The following is a 17,330-nucleotide window of genomic DNA, read 5'->3' on the forward strand; positions in this document are numbered from 1 at the left end:
CGATCAGATGGGCAGCTGTTCGATGAGGCTGAACTGGCCCCTGCCCATTTCAAGCAGGTTATGTGCCTTGGGACGGATGATGTACTGATCCGTCTTGCCCACGACTTCATAGACCTCGATACCGAGCAGCCCCGGCGGTTGCTGACGGATGATGTCCTTGATGCGTACCTCTACCGCGAATCCCAGCCTGCGCACGAAATCGGGAATCGCCATAGCGGTACCGATCGAGTGATTCGATACATCGGGGGTAAGGGTCGTCGCCCGGATGCCAACAAGGCCTGGTGCCTGCAGTTCGCCGATCAACGCGGCCCAGTCATGGTTCACGGGGCCACGCTGGTGTAATGCCGATCTGACGAACGAACTCTTGTACAGAGGCCCCTGGCCGTAGAACCACAGGCATTCCGGTATCTCGCTTTCCGTGAGTTTCCTGAGTTGTCCTCCCGAAGCGACACTGCCTCCTTCGCTGGTGCGGGTCACCTGTTCGGCTTTTGCCCAGGCACGCTCGAAGCGGATGCGCTGGTCACGACTCAGCGTTCGCAACGGAGGTAATCCGACCAGCTCGCGATCCATCTGGTGAAGTACGTTTTGTCGTTCCAGTGCATCTGGGAATTCTTTCTCAAGCTGCACCAGGTACTCCTGATACAGGCTGAGATCGCGTCTTCCGCCGGCAGTACCCGCCACCGATTCAGTGGCCGGCAGCGACTCTGGTCGCCCTGGCGCAGTGCGCGGGTGTTGCCAGCGGGCGTGATGAAAGCGCAGGGCTGCATGGGCCGCCTTTGCATCCATCGGATGCGCCATGTCGGCATAGACGGTGCCTTTGCTCATGTCGTAATGGGCTGGATAGAGCCTGCCTTCGACAGCCAGCGCAAAGTGACCGTCAACCCTGTAGGCGCCCTGAAGCTGAGGCTTCGTGACGGGGGCGTTGGCCGGACGGGGGAGCGCCCGGACCGTCATGCCGGTATCGGTGGCGCGAAACCGGATGGTAGGCGCAGTGGCGGCCTGAAACGCCGATCGCGTGGATGCCATGCTTACAGCCGCGCTGTAAGCCTCTGCGCCTTGAGCCAGTGCGTTGACGTAATCGCCTTGTTTAAGATGGTCGTAGACGCGCCAGCTGGCAGGCGCCACATGGAAGGGGGCGGTCAGTACTCCCATGGCGAAACGCCCTGCAACCTGCTCGGCGGGTCGCAGGTGCAACAGATCGATGATGCTTCGCGTATCCGCCTCGGCAGTGCTTCGCGTCAATGCCCGGGCATTGCTTTCAATGAGATCGATGCTCTGGTCGTACATCGCCTCCAGAATATTGTTCTCCACGTTCCGGGTAACGAACGCGGTGGCGGTGGGCGTATAGCCTTCGGGCTCCGTGCTGCCGAGAATCCAGTCCGTCCGGCGATGGGCCTTGAAGCGTCGGACGATACCGTTCTCTGGTACTTCGGCCACATCGCCGGGCAGGCGATCAAGAAGGTACTCCACGAATGCCGGATTCCGGAAGAACAACTGCTGGGCTTCTTCCCAGCTGGCAAACTCCCGGAAGGAGGCCCCATCGGGTGCTCCCGGCGTGTAATAGACACGGGAAGACATCAGGTCCACGGGATAGAAGACAGGGATGTCCTTCAGGGCGATTTCCACGACATCGCGCACGGCCACGCCTTGATAGGTCACCAGCCGGGTGGCGACTTCGAGATCGTGGACCTTACGTCGCCCCGATGATTCCGGTGAGTCGAGTACGGCCGTGACCCACTGCCATCCGCGTTGCGACAACGCAAGGTGCTTTTGTGTTGGATGCTCGCCAAGAAACCCGGACAGGCGCGACTCCACGGCCTCATATCGCATTCGCGCGGCCAGCGATTCGATGGCGGTTGCACGACGTATACGAGCTTTTTCGCCTGTGCGCAGTTCCGTGGAAAGCAGGGAAAGATAACGGTTGTGAAGATTAAATCCCCTGACAAGCGCGCGGATATTTGTATCGTCAAGGGTGGGAATCGCCTGGCCATTCTTTCGCTGTGCGGTAAAGGTGCCGAGTCCGGGAGGCGGAGTGTTCTCGTATGCCAGGTCAAGGAGGGTGGTCTGCTGCGAGGAAGGGCCTTCGAGAAGAGAAGGCAATGATTCAATACGAGCGATGGGATCGTTCTTCCTGTCCAGGGTGATGCAGATATCCGGCGCAGGCTCGTCCACACCCATGGCCGTGAGGATCGAACCGAGCATGTCGACCGCATAATCATGCAGGTCGGGAACAGGGTCGATGCCTTGCAGCGCCCGGCGAGCGACACCGGCACGCACTGCTTCAAGATGGTTTGCCGCGGCCTCGTGCCATGCTGCACGCACGCCATCCACATTCTGGAAAGCGGCCATGTCGTCGCTGGGAAGCTTTGCCAGGCGTGCTTCGGATACGGCTCGGTCAAGTAGCGCTTCGCGTACCGTCAGGATGGCGCCGGCATCGAACATATCCGTCAGGCGAAGGGCTTCGTCGACCCGGTCGGCGAGATGATCCGATCGCTCAGCCACTGATCGTTCCAGGGCGAATTCCACCCAGGCCTGCTGGATCTTTTCCTGCTGTACGGCGAGCTGTCGAGTGACGAGCATGTCGCCCGGGGATCCGGCACTTCGGCGTGAGGTTGCATGCGGAAGAAGGTCGGGCCGGGTCTCGCTCCTGGAGAAACCGGGCAATCCGGCTCGCCATGCAAGCGAGCGGCGGACCCATTGATCCACGTGAGCATGTGCCTTTTGCAGGCCGTCGAAGACATCCCATCCCCGGCCAGGGGTAAAGAGCACGACGGTTTCCGGTTTGCGGTCGTCGAAGGCAATCAGCGCCCCCGCGTATACGATGTCCCCGAAAATGATCTCATGGACCTGCATGTGCGGGGGCGGTGTCGTGCCTTCTGCAACAAACGACCTGATCAGCTCCAGTGTCGGGCCATCCATGCTCCCGTCCAGATGGCGGAGCGTTGCTGTATCCAGCATGGCCGATGCGAGTTTACCGATGAGTACCGTTCGTCGGCTGGCCATGTAACCGGGAGCCTGCGGAACGCTGGTGTTCCAGTAGGCATGTAGCGCGGCATCGAAGGCGTCCCGGTCGGCCTGGGTAGGTGCATCGGGTAGTGAAGGCATCAGCTGCTGCTGCTCCGTGAGCCAATGGCCCAGGCTGGCGATGCGTCCATACGCATCGATGGCTTCCTGTTGCGTGCTTGAGACAATGGAAGGAGGTGGGGGTGGTGGCAAGGTGTCCATGATGTCCTTATCGATACGGTTTTCAGTCATTGTCCTGGGATGAGGACCAGCGATCTGGGGTCTTACGGCTGTGCGCGGGGCCATTGCCGGCTGCGGACCGGAGGTGCGAAGTCGCCACCCTGCAGCTCGATATCCAATCCCGATGTGGATCTGAGTACGAACTGCTGTCCACCGGTGTCGCCGACTTCGAGAAGTTGAAGCCGTGGCCGTGGCCCCATCATGTCGCGCGCGGCGATGCGGCGCATGTCAAGCTGCACGGTAAACGCGGCATGCACGCGTGAGATGCCGGTTATCTGTGGAATACCTGGCGAGCCCGGTGGCTGAGTGGTCAGCCGGACCCCACGGAGGTTTTCCCCCAGCACCTGCTGGCGAAATGTTGCCGACATGTTGGAGTATGTCGTGCCAGCATGATGACGACTCATGTTCCTTTGAAAGGAACTACCGGCGTACGGACCCACATCGTAGAAGTACAGCGACTGTGGCAGGGCTTCGGGCGCCACCACGCGATAGCCTTGAGGCGCGGGTATCACAGGCATCACTTGCGTATCGGGCAGCGCGACAGACATGTTCAATGGCATGGGGCTGCCGGACGCTGGCGCGGACTCCCGGAAACGACGGACGTTGGCGACGGCGGCATCGGCGGCATCGATCCATGCCTGCGCGTGCTCCGGCGATAGCCGCGCGGGGCGACCGAGCATCACGCCGTTTTCGATCTCCCGCCACATGTCCTGGCGGACGACGTCGTTAGGAATGCGTGCACGGAGCTCCTGATCCATGCGCAGGCGGAACAGGATGCGTTCGGCATAGTTGAGATCATCGAGGATCGCTGCCTGCCGGTCTGTGACCGACAGTAAGGAGCTGCTTCGCGTGCCTCGCCCTGTGCCGCCGAGAAGCCCGACACGATGTGGGGCCCAGGTGTCATGCATGGTCTTCCGTACCGAAGGACCGATGGCACTTGGTAAGTCACCGGGCCGGTGAAGCCTGACCGTTTCGAACGCGCTGTCGTAGCGGGCACCGTACAGCTTGCCCTGGTGCTCCAGATACGCATGTCCGTCGATGTCGTACAGGCCGTATCGATTGGGTCGGCCCGACTTTTTCACCTGTTTTGCGATATAGCTCGCATCCAGCGAGGGGGCAACCATTGCTTGGACGGGTCCGGATACGAGCTTGTTGCCCGAGCGCGACAGTAATGGCATGCCTGGGCGAGGCATGAAAACTCCTGCACCTGTCGTACGCCCGATGGCGTAGTAGGGAAGCAGCGATAGCGCCTGCGTGTAGGCATCGGTGAAGTCGACGAAGGCCTGTGCATGATCGCCCGCCTTGAGTGCATCGTAGAGGCGCCATGACGCCCGGGCTGCGTGGAAGGGTGCGGTAAAGGCGCCGCGGATGGCCTGGCTGATAAGGTTGTTCCAGGCAATTTCCTGCGGTCGTACAAGAAGGAAATGCCAGTCGGCTTGCGCAGCGCTTCGCGTATAGGTGGTCGTGTCGTGGAAACCTTGTGCGATAGCTGCCTCGTAGGAGGCATCGAAGAAGTCTCCGGGGATATCCTGCTGGCCAAAAGGTTCACCGGTGGGCGTATAACCCGCGTCGGCAGACCCTCCGAAAATCCACTCCCGCCGATCGACATCGAAGCGCCGCCCAAGGCCGTCAGGCGTCATGGCGGTAAATGCCATGGGAAGCCTGTCCAGGAGGTAATCACGGAAGGCCGGGTGATAGAGGAATCGCTTACCCGCTTCCTGCCTGTCGTCGAATTCGCGAAACGTCAGGCCATCCGGTGCACCGGGCGTATAGAGAATGATGGTGGGTACGCTGCCCGCGGAGCGTACGCCGATCTCCAGCACATCTTTCAGGGCTACACCGCGATACGTCACATGCCGGACGACCACATCATGTCCTTCGACCTGGCGCCTGTTCCGTGGTGACGGTGCGTCGAGGATGGCCTGGATCCAGCGGAATCCCCGCTCGTTCTGGTCGAAGCGGAAGGACTGGGGTTCATGAGGCAGGTAATACGCAAGCCTCGCGTCGTTCGCCTCAAGTTGCATGGTCACCTGCTGTTCCAGGATGGCCGTGTCACGGCGTTGCCTGGCTTCATCGCTTTCCCGGAAGTGCAGGGTGAGGTACCGGGTGTAGCTGTTGGCAAGATCGAGCGCTCGGGCCAGGCGACGGATGCTGCTGTCGTCTAGTGCGGTAATGGGCTGGCCTGTCGCATCTTCGGCATGCAGTTGCGTGAAGTCGACCGAGGCGACGTTCTGGAAAGCCAGATCGATCAGCCTGATGCGTGCGGGGGATGGCCCTTCGAACAGCGATTGCAGGGATTCCACGCGTGCTGTGGGGTCGGTTGACCGATCGATGCGGACCATGATGTCTTCCGGCGACGTCGTCACCCCGAGAGCGATCAACCGGTTACGCAGGCGAGCCGAGGCATAGCCGGCCAGGGTTTCGAACGGTGCGATGCCTGTTTCTTCGCGGGCCTGCGTGGCGACAGACAAGTGATTTTCGAAGGCATCCTCCCAGTCTTTGCGGACATGCTCGGGAACCTGCGCCAGCCGTTCGGCCTGGATCGCTTCTACCAGCGAGGCTTCACGAGTTGCCAGTATCGCCTCGATATCGAGGTGATGAACCAGCTGCAATGCGTCGTTGACCTGGTCCACGAGAACCTGATCCCGGTTCGGATCGTGCGTGGCGGCGTGATGATCCATCCACGCTTCGCGTACTTTGTCCTTCTGCACGGTGGCAATACGCGTTGCCATGGTGTGGAAGATGTCGGAAGTAACCTGCCGCGTACCGACGAATGAAGTGTTCAGTGCATCGAGCAGAGGGCGGCGGACCATTCCCGGCAAATCGGAGTTATGCGCGAGGTGCCTCCTGATGCGCCGTTCGATTTCCGCGTGCACGTCGGAAAGGCGGGCGAAGACCTCCCAGCCATGGTCGGCGGTGAACAGCAGTGCGACGCCGGGAACATCGTGGTCCTCGGCAACCAGTGCGCCGGCATAGGCGGTGCCTCCGACGGTGAGTTCACTCAGTACGAGCGAGGACTGCCCGGTGGAAACGCGTGTCGCGGCGACGCGCCGGGCGATGGCCGCAGCTGTGGTATCCATCGTGCCGTCGCGCTCGCGCAGCAGGGCATCTTCACGCAAGACGAGCGCGAGGTGGTCGGCAAGCACAGAGAGTCGTGGGGCAATCGACGTACCCTCGGCCGGTGCTTGCCAGAACGCATCCAGCGCATCGAGGAGGCCCTGTCGTAAACCCGGGTCAAGTGCGCGAATTCCCGCTGGAAGCTGTGCCTGCTGGCGCGCGAGCCAGGTTTGCACCGCGCCCATGCGCTGATAGGCATCGGTGATATCGCGGGCTGCGGGCTGGATTATCGCAGGGGGAGAGGGCGGCGGAGAACTGTCCATGACGCATCCATGACGTTGGTGGTGTCATGGATGGTAGGCAGCCGCCTGGTGCGTCATATGCAGGCGAACCCTTGCATCGTGGAAGATGGTATTCCCGGGTTCGTGTAGCCCGCGGCGCGGGCTCGATGTCAGAGCTTGTAGCCGCGATGGATGGCGACGATGCCGTTGGTCAGGTTGCGCACTTCGACGTGACCGAAACCCGCATTGAGCATCATGCCCTTCAGGGTGTCCTGGTCGGGATGCTTGCGGATGGATTCGGCAAGATAACGATAACTGTCGCCGTCGTTGGCGAACAGGCGGCCCAGGCGCGGCAGCACGTGGAACGAGTGCACGTCGTAGAGCTTCGACAGCAAGGGGCTGCGGACCTTCGAGAATTCGAGCACCAGCAGGCGGCCACCGGGCTTCAGGATGCGCTGCATGTCGGCCAGCGCCTTGTCCTTGTCGGTGACGTTGCGCAGGCCGAAGGCGATGGTCACGGCATCGAAGCTGTTGTCGGGGAAGGGCAGCGCTTCGGCATTCATCTGTGCCCAACGCAGGCCGGCCACCAGGCCGCGATCGGTGAGCCTGTCGCGACCGACGCCCAGCATGGCGGCGTTGATGTCGCCGACCACGACTTCGCCTTCGTCGCCCACCACGGGCTTCAGCAGTGCGGCGATGTCGCCCGTGCCACCGGCGAGATCGAGCACCCGGTCACCCCGGCGCACACCGCTGACGGCCACGAAATGGCGCTTCCACAGACGGTGGACGCCGAACGACATCAGGTCGTTCATCAGGTCGTAGTTGCCCGCCACGGACGTGAACACCTGGCCGACAAGTTTCTGCTTGTCGGCCACGGGCACGTCGCGGAAGCCGAAGTGGGTGGTTTTCTGCTGGTCCATGCGTCGGATGGTACCGCGCCCGCCCCTTGGGAGGCGAGCGCGGTACGCGGGACTCAGTCCGGGCGACGTCCCGTGCGGTAGCTGCCGGGTGGAAGCCTCAGGTGGTGGAACCAGGAGCGCAGGCTGAGGCGGTGGCCGCCGTGGCCTACGGCGGAGGGATAGAGGTCGTAGGCGGGAGAGCCGTTGGCTACCTGCTGCTCGCGCAGCGCCCGAGTATCGATTTCCACCCAGTAACCATAACCCGTGTCCGCGGTGCCGCGTCGCCACTGTGGGATGCCCAGCACGTCATCCAGGATGTCGGCTTCGGTGGTCGGCGGAAGGGTGGTGACCCGGAAGCGGGTCTGCGACTGCGGGTTTCGTCGTGCCTGGCGTGGGGAGAATTCCATGCCCTGGTCGGCGCGCCCGAAACGGGGGAGGTGGTCGGTATAGAACCAGATCCGGTCGGGCCACTGGTCCCTGGCAATCGGGGCGAGGCGCTCGCCCGGCGCCAGGGGCGCTGCCTCGGGGACACGGGGCGGAAGGCGCGGGTGCTCGCGCGCCACCCGCAGTGCCTCCTGCCAGCGCTCACGCTGGGCAGCGGTGAGCGAGGGGAGCTCCGGCAGATCGAGCGGTCCGCCGGCGGCCTCGCCGAGATCGTCGGCGGTGGTGGACGATACGACGGGTACCTGGCCGTCGTCGCCGCGATAAGGCACACGTTCCGGCGAGCGGGGCGGCGAGGGAACCCTGCGTCCATCCCTGGCCAGGCCTAGCTCGTTCATCACCTGGGCACGTTCAGTGGCCAGGGGAAACCGGGCATCCAGTTCATGCATGAACATACGCCGTTGATGAATGCTGAGCGCGGAAAGTTCGGCGGAGAGGCCGTCCCGGGTAATGTGGGCACTGGTCGCATTGACGGCAATGTGGAAGCGACGCCCGTCGTTCCGCACCAGCGCGTGGCCCCCGGGGTTGTCGGCCAGTGCCGCCATGACCTGCGGCCGCAGGTGCTCCGCTTCGGGTGGGAACCAGTGCCAGTCCGCTTCCATCGGAACGGGTTCGGGAAGCGGTGCCGCGGGTGCCTGCGCGGCCGGCGCGGGGTCATCCAGGTGCATCACGCGACGGAACCGGTCGCGCAGGGCGCGCCGCATGCCGCCATGCAGGCCGACCTGCCGGGCGTACTCCCAGCGCTCGCCCACCCGTTCGATGGCGGGGCCACTGAAGCTGGCATCGAGCGATCCCTGGGGCTTTTCCAGTCGCCAGTATCCGTAGGTGTCGTCATGCCGGACCGGATACATCCGGCCATCCTGTTCGACGTAGTTGCGCCCCCGGATACGCCGGATGCCGAAGGCATCGGCGTTGCCCTGCACGGATACCCCTTCGGCGACATACCCGGCTTCGAAGGCAGGGCCGCCCGCCGGTATCGATGTCTGCGCGGGGCGCAAGGTGCGGGAGCCGGCATGTGCGCGCACCAGCGGTGTCCGCGCGACCTGGCCAAGTGCCGGAGGCACCACGATGTTGAGCGCACTGGTATAGCCTTCGGCGAAGGTGACAAGCGCTTCGCGATAGTCGGCGGCCTTGACCTGATCGTAGAAACGCCACGATGCCTGGAGAGTACGGATGGCGCTGGTCGGAATCTCGATCAGTGCCGAGGCAATGAAGCGTGCTTCCGGACCGACCGGCGCATCGAGCAGGGGATGACCGAGGATGGCATCGCGGTCGGCGGTGTCCTGGTCTCGCGTGACGAAGCGCACGTTACGCTTGCGCAATCCCACCGCGGCGTCGTACATCGCATCGAGGAAATTGCTGGTGATTTCCTTTTCTGTGAATGGCTCCTCCGTGAGCGTGTAGGAAGCGGCGCGGTCTGCACCAAGCACCCAGTGGGCGCGCTGGTTGCCGCGAAATTCCCGGGTTCCCCCTGCCGGATTGGTCCGTGCAAATTCGGCCGGCAGCCGGTCGAGCAGATATTCGCGAAACGCGGGGTGATAGAAGAATTCCCGTGCGGCCTCCTGGCGGCTGGCGAATTCCCTGAAGGTTCGTCCATCCGGCGCGCCGGGCGAATAGATGACGATGCGTGATGCGCTGGCCACGGCACGCGTTCCCATCACCAGCACATCGGTCAGTGGTGCACCTTTGTAGGTCATCTGGCTGACCACGATGTCATGGCGGCTTACTTTCTCGCGCTGGCTGGCGACGGGAGCACGAAGCAGCGCGTCGATCCATCGGTATCCCTGTTCTTCGCGGTCGTCCGCCAGGGATGCCTGTTCGTCGGACAGATAGTAGGAAAGCCTCGCCTCCTCGGCTTCGAACCGCATGCGCGCCGTTTGCAGGTGCCTGGCCAGTGCCCGTGCCGCGGCACCCTTGGTGCCGGTGGTGAAGAGTGCGTCCAGATACGCCTGGTAGCTTTCGGACACCCGGGCATTCCTGACAATGGCGCGAACGGCGCCGGCGCCCTGCAATGATGCAAGCGTGTGGCCATCGGCGTCCTGGGCGATGTAGTGGTCGAGATCATGCTGCCCGATGCCATGCATGGCGAGGTCAATCAGTGGCATGACCCGCTTCGCTGGTCTATTGATCAGCCGGTCGGCGAGTTCAAGAGGCGATGACGGATCTGGCGGCGGAGTGACCTGCACCCGTATGTCACGAGGATCCGTCGTCACGCCGTGTGCCTTGAGCTGTTCCGCCAGCCGGCGGGAAGCGTATTCGTACAGCGACTCCGGTTCGGTCAGTCCCACGGCCTGCCGCAACGTCACCACATCGGTCAGTGCGCTGTTATAGGAACGACGCGCTTTCTTCCAGTCTTTTCGAACGTTGGCGGGAAGACCGGCCAGGCGTTCGTTCCTGACGCGCTCCACGAGCTGCGCCTCACGCAAGTCAAGCATGGCGGAGATATCGAACTGGCTGCTCATCCGCTGATGGTCACGGATATCGTCGAGAAACCTGATCGATGCATCCGGGTCGTCGCGATCAAGGGTGTAATCGTCCCAGGCTTGCGCGATCTTCTCGGCCTGGGCACTGACGATGCGGTCTGCCAGTGCGAGGAATACATCGCCGGTGATCGGCCGCTCCCGGATATCGCCGTCGATGGCTGCCTGGGCATGATCATCGGACGTCAGCCCGGGCAATACGGTCGTTTCCCTATGGGGCAGCAGGCGTTGCCGGAGGTATTCCCTGAGGCTGTCCATGTCGCGGAAGGACTCCCAGCCCCGGTCGGGAAGAAACACGAGGGCGGGATCGGAGTCCTGTGTGCCCTGGACGATGAGGCCGCCTGCATAAGCAAAGGGGCCGAGCATGATTTCGCTGGCGTTGATGCTGGCCGCCGCCGTTTCATCGCGTTTCGCGAGCAGCCGGTTGATGGTGGACGTGGCGCGCTCGTCGAGTGTGCCATCGGTGGCACGGATCACCCCTTCATCGCGCATGGCCTGCGCCAGGTGGTTTGCCAGGGTCTGGCGTCGTGTCAGGCCGGATACGTCATCGAGACCATGCCAGAACGCCCCGACCAGGGCGAGGTGCTGATCGATCGTCGACAGCGATTGCGGTGAAACAGGCGCTGGCATGCGTGCCTCGCACTGTTCCAGCCACTGTCGTACCGCAACAAGTCGCGTGAACGCGGCGTTCGTCGTCTCCGCTTCCGTGGTTCCCGCATGCACAGGCGGGGAAGAGGGTGGTGTCATATCCATGGAATTTCCTTGATGTCATGCCGGATGCATGGCGCACCCGGTCGTTCCTTGCCTTCAGCGTGGGCCTGTTTCGGCGGGAAGGCTGAACTCGCCGGGCCTGAGTACCATGACGGGGACATGGCCGTCGGTGGCCGGCTGCACGATGTAATTGACCTCCGTGCCATGCCGTTCCTGGATCACGCGTATCCGTGGCTGCCCGGCGGCCTGGTCCCTGATGAGTGATAGATGGATGCCGATATAGCCATGGCGTGGCTGGGATTCCGCATGGGCTCCGGCGAACACGGGGTTCTGGGAAGATGTGCGCAATCCGCGCAACCCGGTAGGCGTGAGCTCCGGTTGCGGCATGAACATCACGCGTTGCCCTGGATACGTCGGCAACGGTTCCACCGGGTAGTACCAGACGGTAGCTGGCCATTCCGAGGGGGCCAGTACCCGTCGGTTACCCTGTTCCGCTGCAAGCCGGGAAAGTACGGGCGGCGTATGTGGTGGTCTGGCGTAGGGGGCCTGGCGGGCTGCATCGAGCGATTGTCCCCAGACCTCCCACTGCCGCGACGTAACACGGATTGCCCGGCCCGTGCTGCCCACGACATCCCAGTAGATACGGCTGGCCTCCGCATGGCTGGACATGCGGGTCCAGAGTGTTTCCATGAAGACTTCTTGCTGGAAAGGCGACAACGGCAGGAGGTCGGTCCGGCTGACCCAGCGATCTCCTGCCGTTTCCGGTGCCGGAGAACCACCACGTAAGCCACCTCCCGCATGCATATGCCAGCGATTCCCGATACGTTCGATCTGCGGGCCGGTGAACGATGCATCCGGACCGCCGGATCGGGTGAGGCGCCAGGAGCGATAGCTGGCGTCGTATCGCACTTCGTAGACGGCACCGTCCTGCTGGACGTAATCGCGTCCATGCACGCTTCGGATGCCCCGTACATCGGCGGTGGTGCCGCCGATGTCGACGGAGGCACGATATCGCGGATCGAGGCGTGCCTGTGGATGGCGAAGCACGCCTCCGGCCTGGACCAGCCGGGTATGGGAAAGCGACGGCCTGATGGTGGGTTTCGAAATCATCGTGGGGCGCAACGCGCGTAATCCGACGATGGCCAACGAGGCCGTGTAGGCTTCCGTACCTGCGACGAAGGCTGCGGACATATCGCCGGTTTTTATGTCGTCATACGTGCGCCACAGGGCCTGCAACCCCCGGGATAGCGCCGAGACCGTGCCAGCGAGCGCATCGGCAGGTGCCGCGGTACCGCTGGCGGCCAGCCCAAGAAGCCCGGCAGTAGCCTGCAGGTCGGCTTCTCCGGTCGTTCGCGTCATCGCAGTGGCATCACGCGCGAGGCGGGACACCGTCGTGTCGTACAGCACGTCAAAAACGTTCGTGGTGACGAGGCTTTCGGAAAAGGCTTCATCGGTCAGTGTGCGTGCTCCGCCTCCGGGTGCCTGCCCGAGTGCCCATGCGGCTTGTCGGTTCGCGGCGGATCGCCGGAAGTGACGACTTCCTGAGGAAGCATCGGTGAACTCCACCGGCAGGCGGTCGAGCAGATAGCCCTCGAAGGCCGGTTCGTACAGAAAACGGCTGGCCATGTCCGCACGGTCGGTGAACTCACGGATGGCCTGCCCGTCGGGAGCATCCGGCGTATAGGCGACGATCCGCGGTGCACTCCGGCCGTCTCCCGCACTGATGATCAGGATATCTTCCAGCGGAATGCCCTTGTAGGTGAGCTGGTGGACGCCGATGTCGTGGCCGTCCACTGGTTGGCGTCCTTGTGCGCCGGGGCTGCTGAGAACACTGCGTACCCAGGCGTCACCACGATCCTCGCGGTCGAAGATGTAGCTGCGCGGCTCGGCGTCGCGGTAGTAGGACAGGCGTGCATCGGCCGCTTCGAAACGCAGGCGCGCCTGTTGCAGGCGCGTGGCGATGGCGCGAAAAAGATGCCCCGGTGCCGACTCGCGAAGTTGCTGTAGCAGATAACGGTGATAACTCCGGCCTACGTCCAGCTGCCGGATGAGGTCGCGGAGCTGGCGATAGGCAAGCCGTGCTCCCAAGGGCCGGCCTTCTGCGGTCGTTACGCGGGCACTGCGGAAGTCGAGAAAGCCGACATTGGCGCAGGCCAGTTCGATCAGCGTAAGTCGTTGCAGCGGGGGGTCCTGTGTATCGGTGAGAAGATCGCCTGCGGAGCCGGGCACTTCCGTGCCTTTGAGCTCGACGACGATGGTGGCGGGATCATCGTTAATGCCAAGGCCATGCAGCCTTGCCTTCAAGGCATCGCTTGCATAGGCCGCAAGCGACAGGGGGCCGGACAGGCCCTGGCTGGTCCGTGTCTCCAGGGCGTGAATCCATTCCATCTTGTAGATGTCACGACTATCGCGCCATTGGCTGGCGATATCTGCGGGAACCTCGGCGAGGCGCTTTATGGTTATGGCCTCTTGCTGGCGGAATTCACGCTCAAGAAAAATAGCGCCGACATCGAAGTAGCGATGCATGTCCAGCGCGTCGATCATCCCATCGATTCGTTTCCCTGGATCGTCATTCCACGCTGTTTCGGCGCGTGCCCTCTGCAATGCACGTATCCGGTCGACAAGGCTTTCCGAAGGATGTGTTCCCGCGAGGCGCAGCGAAACGAATCCACGGGTCGCGATCAGCTTCTCGAAATCATCGTCTTCCAGGCCGGGCTGATTCAGCCCCGCCGCGGCGCGTTGTCGTGCCCTGTGCTCGATGACATTGAACAGATTCTGCTGGCTGACGAAGGCTTCCCACCCGCGATCGGGAGTGAATGCGTACAGTGGACTTGCCTTACTTGTACGCGTGATGACGATCGCGCCAGCGTACGGATGTTCGCCGAACATGAGTTCGTGTACTTGCACATCCGCAGGCAGTGTTGTGTCTGACTGCTGCACTAATGACACGAGAAAGCTTCCGGGTACCTGGCTGGTTTCTCCATCGAGCCGCCCGAGAGTGGCGGCATCCCGCATGCCCCGACTCAGATGCAGTTCGAATGCATCTGAACGAGATGTCTGCGAAGCATCTTCCCTGTTGGTGGGCCGTTCGCTCCAGAACGTGTCGAGCCGTGCGAGATACGATGCCTTGCTCTCGCTATCCGTGGGCAGTGGCATCTGCGCCTGCTGCGCAGCGATCCACTCGTGCAGACCAGCCAGCCGGCCGATCGTATCGATGATTTCCTGGTGACTGGACCGGACGATCGGTGGCGGTGCCTGTGGTGGCGCCATATCCATGTGGCATTCTCCATGCGGTTCATTACAGGCCTTTGAGTGCGTTTGGCTCCTGCTATCTGAGTCTAGACGCCAGACTTTTTTCGTCTTGCCGGTGGGTATGTCACGCGCCTGTAGGTCATGCGATCCGCATCGCGTAGCGTGTTTCCCTGGTTTTTACAGCGGCGACAGCGCGTGTACGGAGAAATGATCCAATAGGGTCAGCGCTGGCGCGCCGGCGGCCGATGCCGGCCCAGCTTCCGGGCGAACGACGAGGGATGAGGAGGGCCCTGTGGGTGATGTGTAGACGGTGAGACGCCTGTCGGATAGATGTCCTGAATGCAGCGCCTTCCTCAACTCGATGCGTACCCACGCGCCGCCCGCCTGGGCCGGCGTGAGGGTCGATCCGGCAGGTGTGCGCGGAAGCCATGGTCCGGCGATACCTGTCGTTCCTGGCAACGGGGTCCAGGGTGGCAGGGTCAGGAGCGGAATGCCCTGTACTCCGTCCCGGGCCAGTCGCTGCTGTGGCAGCACGAGAACGCCGGTGCGATGCGCCTCGCGAAGCTCGGCCGGCGTGGCGTAGTAATAGGCTGTCTCGGGCCATTCGCCCTCCGGCACCTGCCGGAGGCGAAGGGAGTCACTACCGTCAAGGTGTGCAGCGTGCGCGGGTCGTCTTCCGGTACCTGTCACGCGGGGAGGTGTGAGTAATGACCTGCCACCACCTGGGAGGTGCTCCATCCGTAGTGCTGTGCCGCGGCCTTGCGACCCGGCTCGCGTTCGCAGGTACTTTCCGGCGATGTCGCGCGAAAAAGCGCCGCGAAACGGAACCACGTTCAGCGCAGCCACGTAGCCTTCCACGGTGTCGAGGAACGACTGCGTGTAGTCGCCAGCCTTGATCCCGTCGTAGGCCCGCCAGGATGTCTGCGCGAGATGCGGTATCGACTGGATCGTGGCCAGTCCGATTTGCACGGTGCGCTCGCCGGATGCGCCAAACGGCGAGAGTAACCATGCGACCGTACCCAGGTCGGCCTGCGTGGTGCTTCGTGTCAGATGCCTGGTATTGAGGCGTGTGAGTTCAACGGCCGTATCGTAGGACGCATCGGTCAGGTCATCGGTGATGTCGCGATATGTGAATGCCTCTTCCAGCAGGGTGCAGAAGGCGTGGCCCGTGCCACCGGTCGCCCATTGCCAGGTCCGTGATGGGTGGGATACCGCGAAATGCGGTGTTCCGTCAGGGCCATATGTGGCAAATGAAGCGGGCAGGCGTTCAAGAAGATACGGTTCGAAACGCTGCTGGTGCAGGACATTCTCGATCATCTCTTCGCGGCTGGCGAACTGGCGCAAGGTGATTCCGTCTGGCGCGTCAGGCATGTAGAGCACGAGGCCTGAATCGGCTTGCCTGGACTTCGGTGCAATGACGAGTGCACCAGGAAGCGCAGTACCCCGGTACACCAGCTGTTGCACCGTAAGCTCACGCCCATCGACGCGAGGCCTTCTCCGTGCAGACGGATGCCTGGTGACGACATCCACCCAGCGCAGGCCAGATGCTTCCATGCTCGGCCGCGATGCGGAAAGGAGTGCATCGTGGCGCTTCAATGTTGCCGATGCGGCATCCAGGCGCATGCGCATCAGATACAGGTCGGAAGCCAGCTGGCGGTGCTGTCGCCCGACGGGCGTATCGCCCAGCACCTCGTCGATATGCCGGAGATATCGTGGACCAAGGTCGATATCACGGATAGCGTGCCGTACGGCGGACGGCGTAAGACGAGGGTGCGTTCCGCCGTCGTCGTCGAGGATCTGCAGGTCGTCGATGGGCAGTCCGGGTGCGTTGTCGAAAGACAGTTGCAAAAGGGAGGTTACGGATTTTTCCTTTGCTCCTTCCGCGTTGGACAGGGCTTCGGAAGGTGCGCCAGGCAAAGGAACGCGCGTTACCCGAATACGCTCCGGATCCTCGTTCACGCCCAGGTCGCGTAGTCGTTCATGCAGTGCGTTTCGCGCAAATTCGATAAGGGACAGCGGTGTGGCGATGTCCCGGCTCTCCTGTACGAGGGCACTGCGTCGCCGGCTCGCAAGATAGGCATCGGATGCCTCCCTCCATGTATCGGCGAGGTCCCCGGGGTAGGTGCTAAGCGTGTCGTCGCGATGGTGCCGCAGAAGGGCCGCATCGCGATGGAGAACGATACCGTGGATATCCACCAGTGCATGCAGGTCGCCGGTCTCATGGAGAAGGTCTGCGCGTGACACCGTGTCGAGGTCATGCGCGGTATCCCACGATTCGTCGATCTTTTGCCGGTGATGTTCGACAAGTCGTCCGGCGATGGCGTCGAAAACGTTTCCTCCCAGTGCGCGCACGCCGAGGAACGCATCGTCGATGGCGTCATCGATTTCGCGCGTGCCTATGCCTGGCAGGATACCTTCGTTGGCGAGAACCTGACGCATGCGTCGTTCGGTGTCGCGATACATGGTATCCAGTGAATCGAAGGCTTCCCACCCGCCTTGTGTCGTGAACAGGAGCACCAGCGCCGGATGGCGATCATCGCGGAGCACGAGTGCTCCCGCGTAAGCGACCCGGCCGAAGAGAAGCTCATACGCGTGCACAGGATCGCCATCAGGCTTCATGCCTGCCATCGTTGCCGAACGCAGCAGATCGACGGCTTCCGTCGGCAGGGTTCCATCTTCCACGCGCACGGCAGCATCGTCGCGGGCCACCTGCTCAAGCTGCCTTGCCAGGGCGTCGCGTCGTGTCGCCATCGGCTGGCCGGTCATCCACCGGACAGGTGTGTCCCAGAATTGATCGATGCGATCGAGGTAGGCATCCTTCGACCCTGCATCAACGGGAGGGTCGGGTAGCTGATCGTGTTGATCGACGAGCCAGGACTGGGCATCGCTGAGACGCCGGATCGCATCGACGCTTGCCTGTTGACGTACCGAAACGTGAGCGGGCGGGGCTTGCGGGGGCAGCATAT

At 62.8% G+C, this 17,330-nt stretch carries 6 protein-coding genes; all 6 read right to left on the reverse strand.

The annotated features are described in order from the left end of the window. Positions 1-3: 3 nt before the first annotated feature. Positions 4-3,255 (reverse strand): hypothetical protein, encoded by a 3,252-nt coding sequence (locus KR767_RS08445; protein ID WP_250878802.1) that lies wholly within the window; start codon positions 3,253-3,255, stop codon positions 4-6. Positions 3,256-3,287: 32 nt separating this feature from the next. Further along, on the reverse strand, positions 3,288-6,623 hold the full coding sequence (locus tag KR767_RS08450) for a dermonecrotic toxin domain-containing protein (protein WP_250878803.1): 3,336 nt from the start codon (positions 6,621-6,623) through the stop codon (positions 3,288-3,290). Positions 6,624-6,751: 128 nt separating this feature from the next. Beyond that, positions 6,752-7,501 carry a bifunctional demethylmenaquinone methyltransferase/2-methoxy-6-polyprenyl-1,4-benzoquinol methylase UbiE gene (gene ubiE, locus KR767_RS08455; RefSeq protein WP_250878804.1) on the reverse strand — a complete coding sequence of 250 codons (750 nt, stop codon included), beginning with the start codon at positions 7,499-7,501 and terminating at the stop codon, positions 6,752-6,754. Positions 7,502-7,554: 53 nt separating this feature from the next. After that, positions 7,555-11,154, reverse strand: a complete 3,600-nt coding sequence (locus KR767_RS08460) for a DUF6543 domain-containing protein (RefSeq protein WP_250878805.1) — start codon at positions 11,152-11,154, stop codon at positions 7,555-7,557. A gap of 54 nt (positions 11,155-11,208) precedes the next feature. Next, on the reverse strand, positions 11,209-14,388 hold the full coding sequence (locus KR767_RS08465) for a dermonecrotic toxin domain-containing protein (RefSeq protein WP_250878806.1): 3,180 nt from the start codon (positions 14,386-14,388) through the stop codon (positions 11,209-11,211). Positions 14,389-14,541: 153 nt separating this feature from the next. Continuing rightward, complete coding sequence (locus tag KR767_RS08470) at positions 14,542-17,328, reverse strand: dermonecrotic toxin domain-containing protein (RefSeq protein ID WP_345779901.1); 2,787 nt, start codon at positions 17,326-17,328, stop codon at positions 14,542-14,544. Positions 17,329-17,330: the final 2 nt, after the last annotated feature.

This window comes from Luteibacter anthropi (genome assembly GCF_023699965.1).
GTDB lineage: Bacteria > Pseudomonadota > Gammaproteobacteria > Xanthomonadales > Rhodanobacteraceae > Luteibacter > Luteibacter anthropi.

Coding starts and splice junctions, on each gene's coding strand:
- ubiE (WP_250878804.1), bottom strand. CDS start 7,501: ATGGACCAGCAGAAAACCACCCACTTCGGCTTCCGCGACGTGCCCGTG.
- KR767_RS08450 (WP_250878803.1), bottom strand. CDS start 6,623: ATGGACAGTTCTCCGCCGCCCTCTCCCCCTGCGATAATCCAGCCCGCA.
- KR767_RS08470 (WP_345779901.1), bottom strand. CDS start 17,328: ATGCTGCCCCCGCAAGCCCCGCCCGCTCACGTTTCGGTACGTCAACAG.
- KR767_RS08465 (WP_250878806.1), bottom strand. CDS start 14,388: ATGGATATGGCGCCACCACAGGCACCGCCACCGATCGTCCGGTCCAGT.
- KR767_RS08445 (WP_250878802.1), bottom strand. CDS start 3,255: ATGACTGAAAACCGTATCGATAAGGACATCATGGACACCTTGCCACCA.
- KR767_RS08460 (WP_250878805.1), bottom strand. CDS start 11,154: ATGGATATGACACCACCCTCTTCCCCGCCTGTGCATGCGGGAACCACG.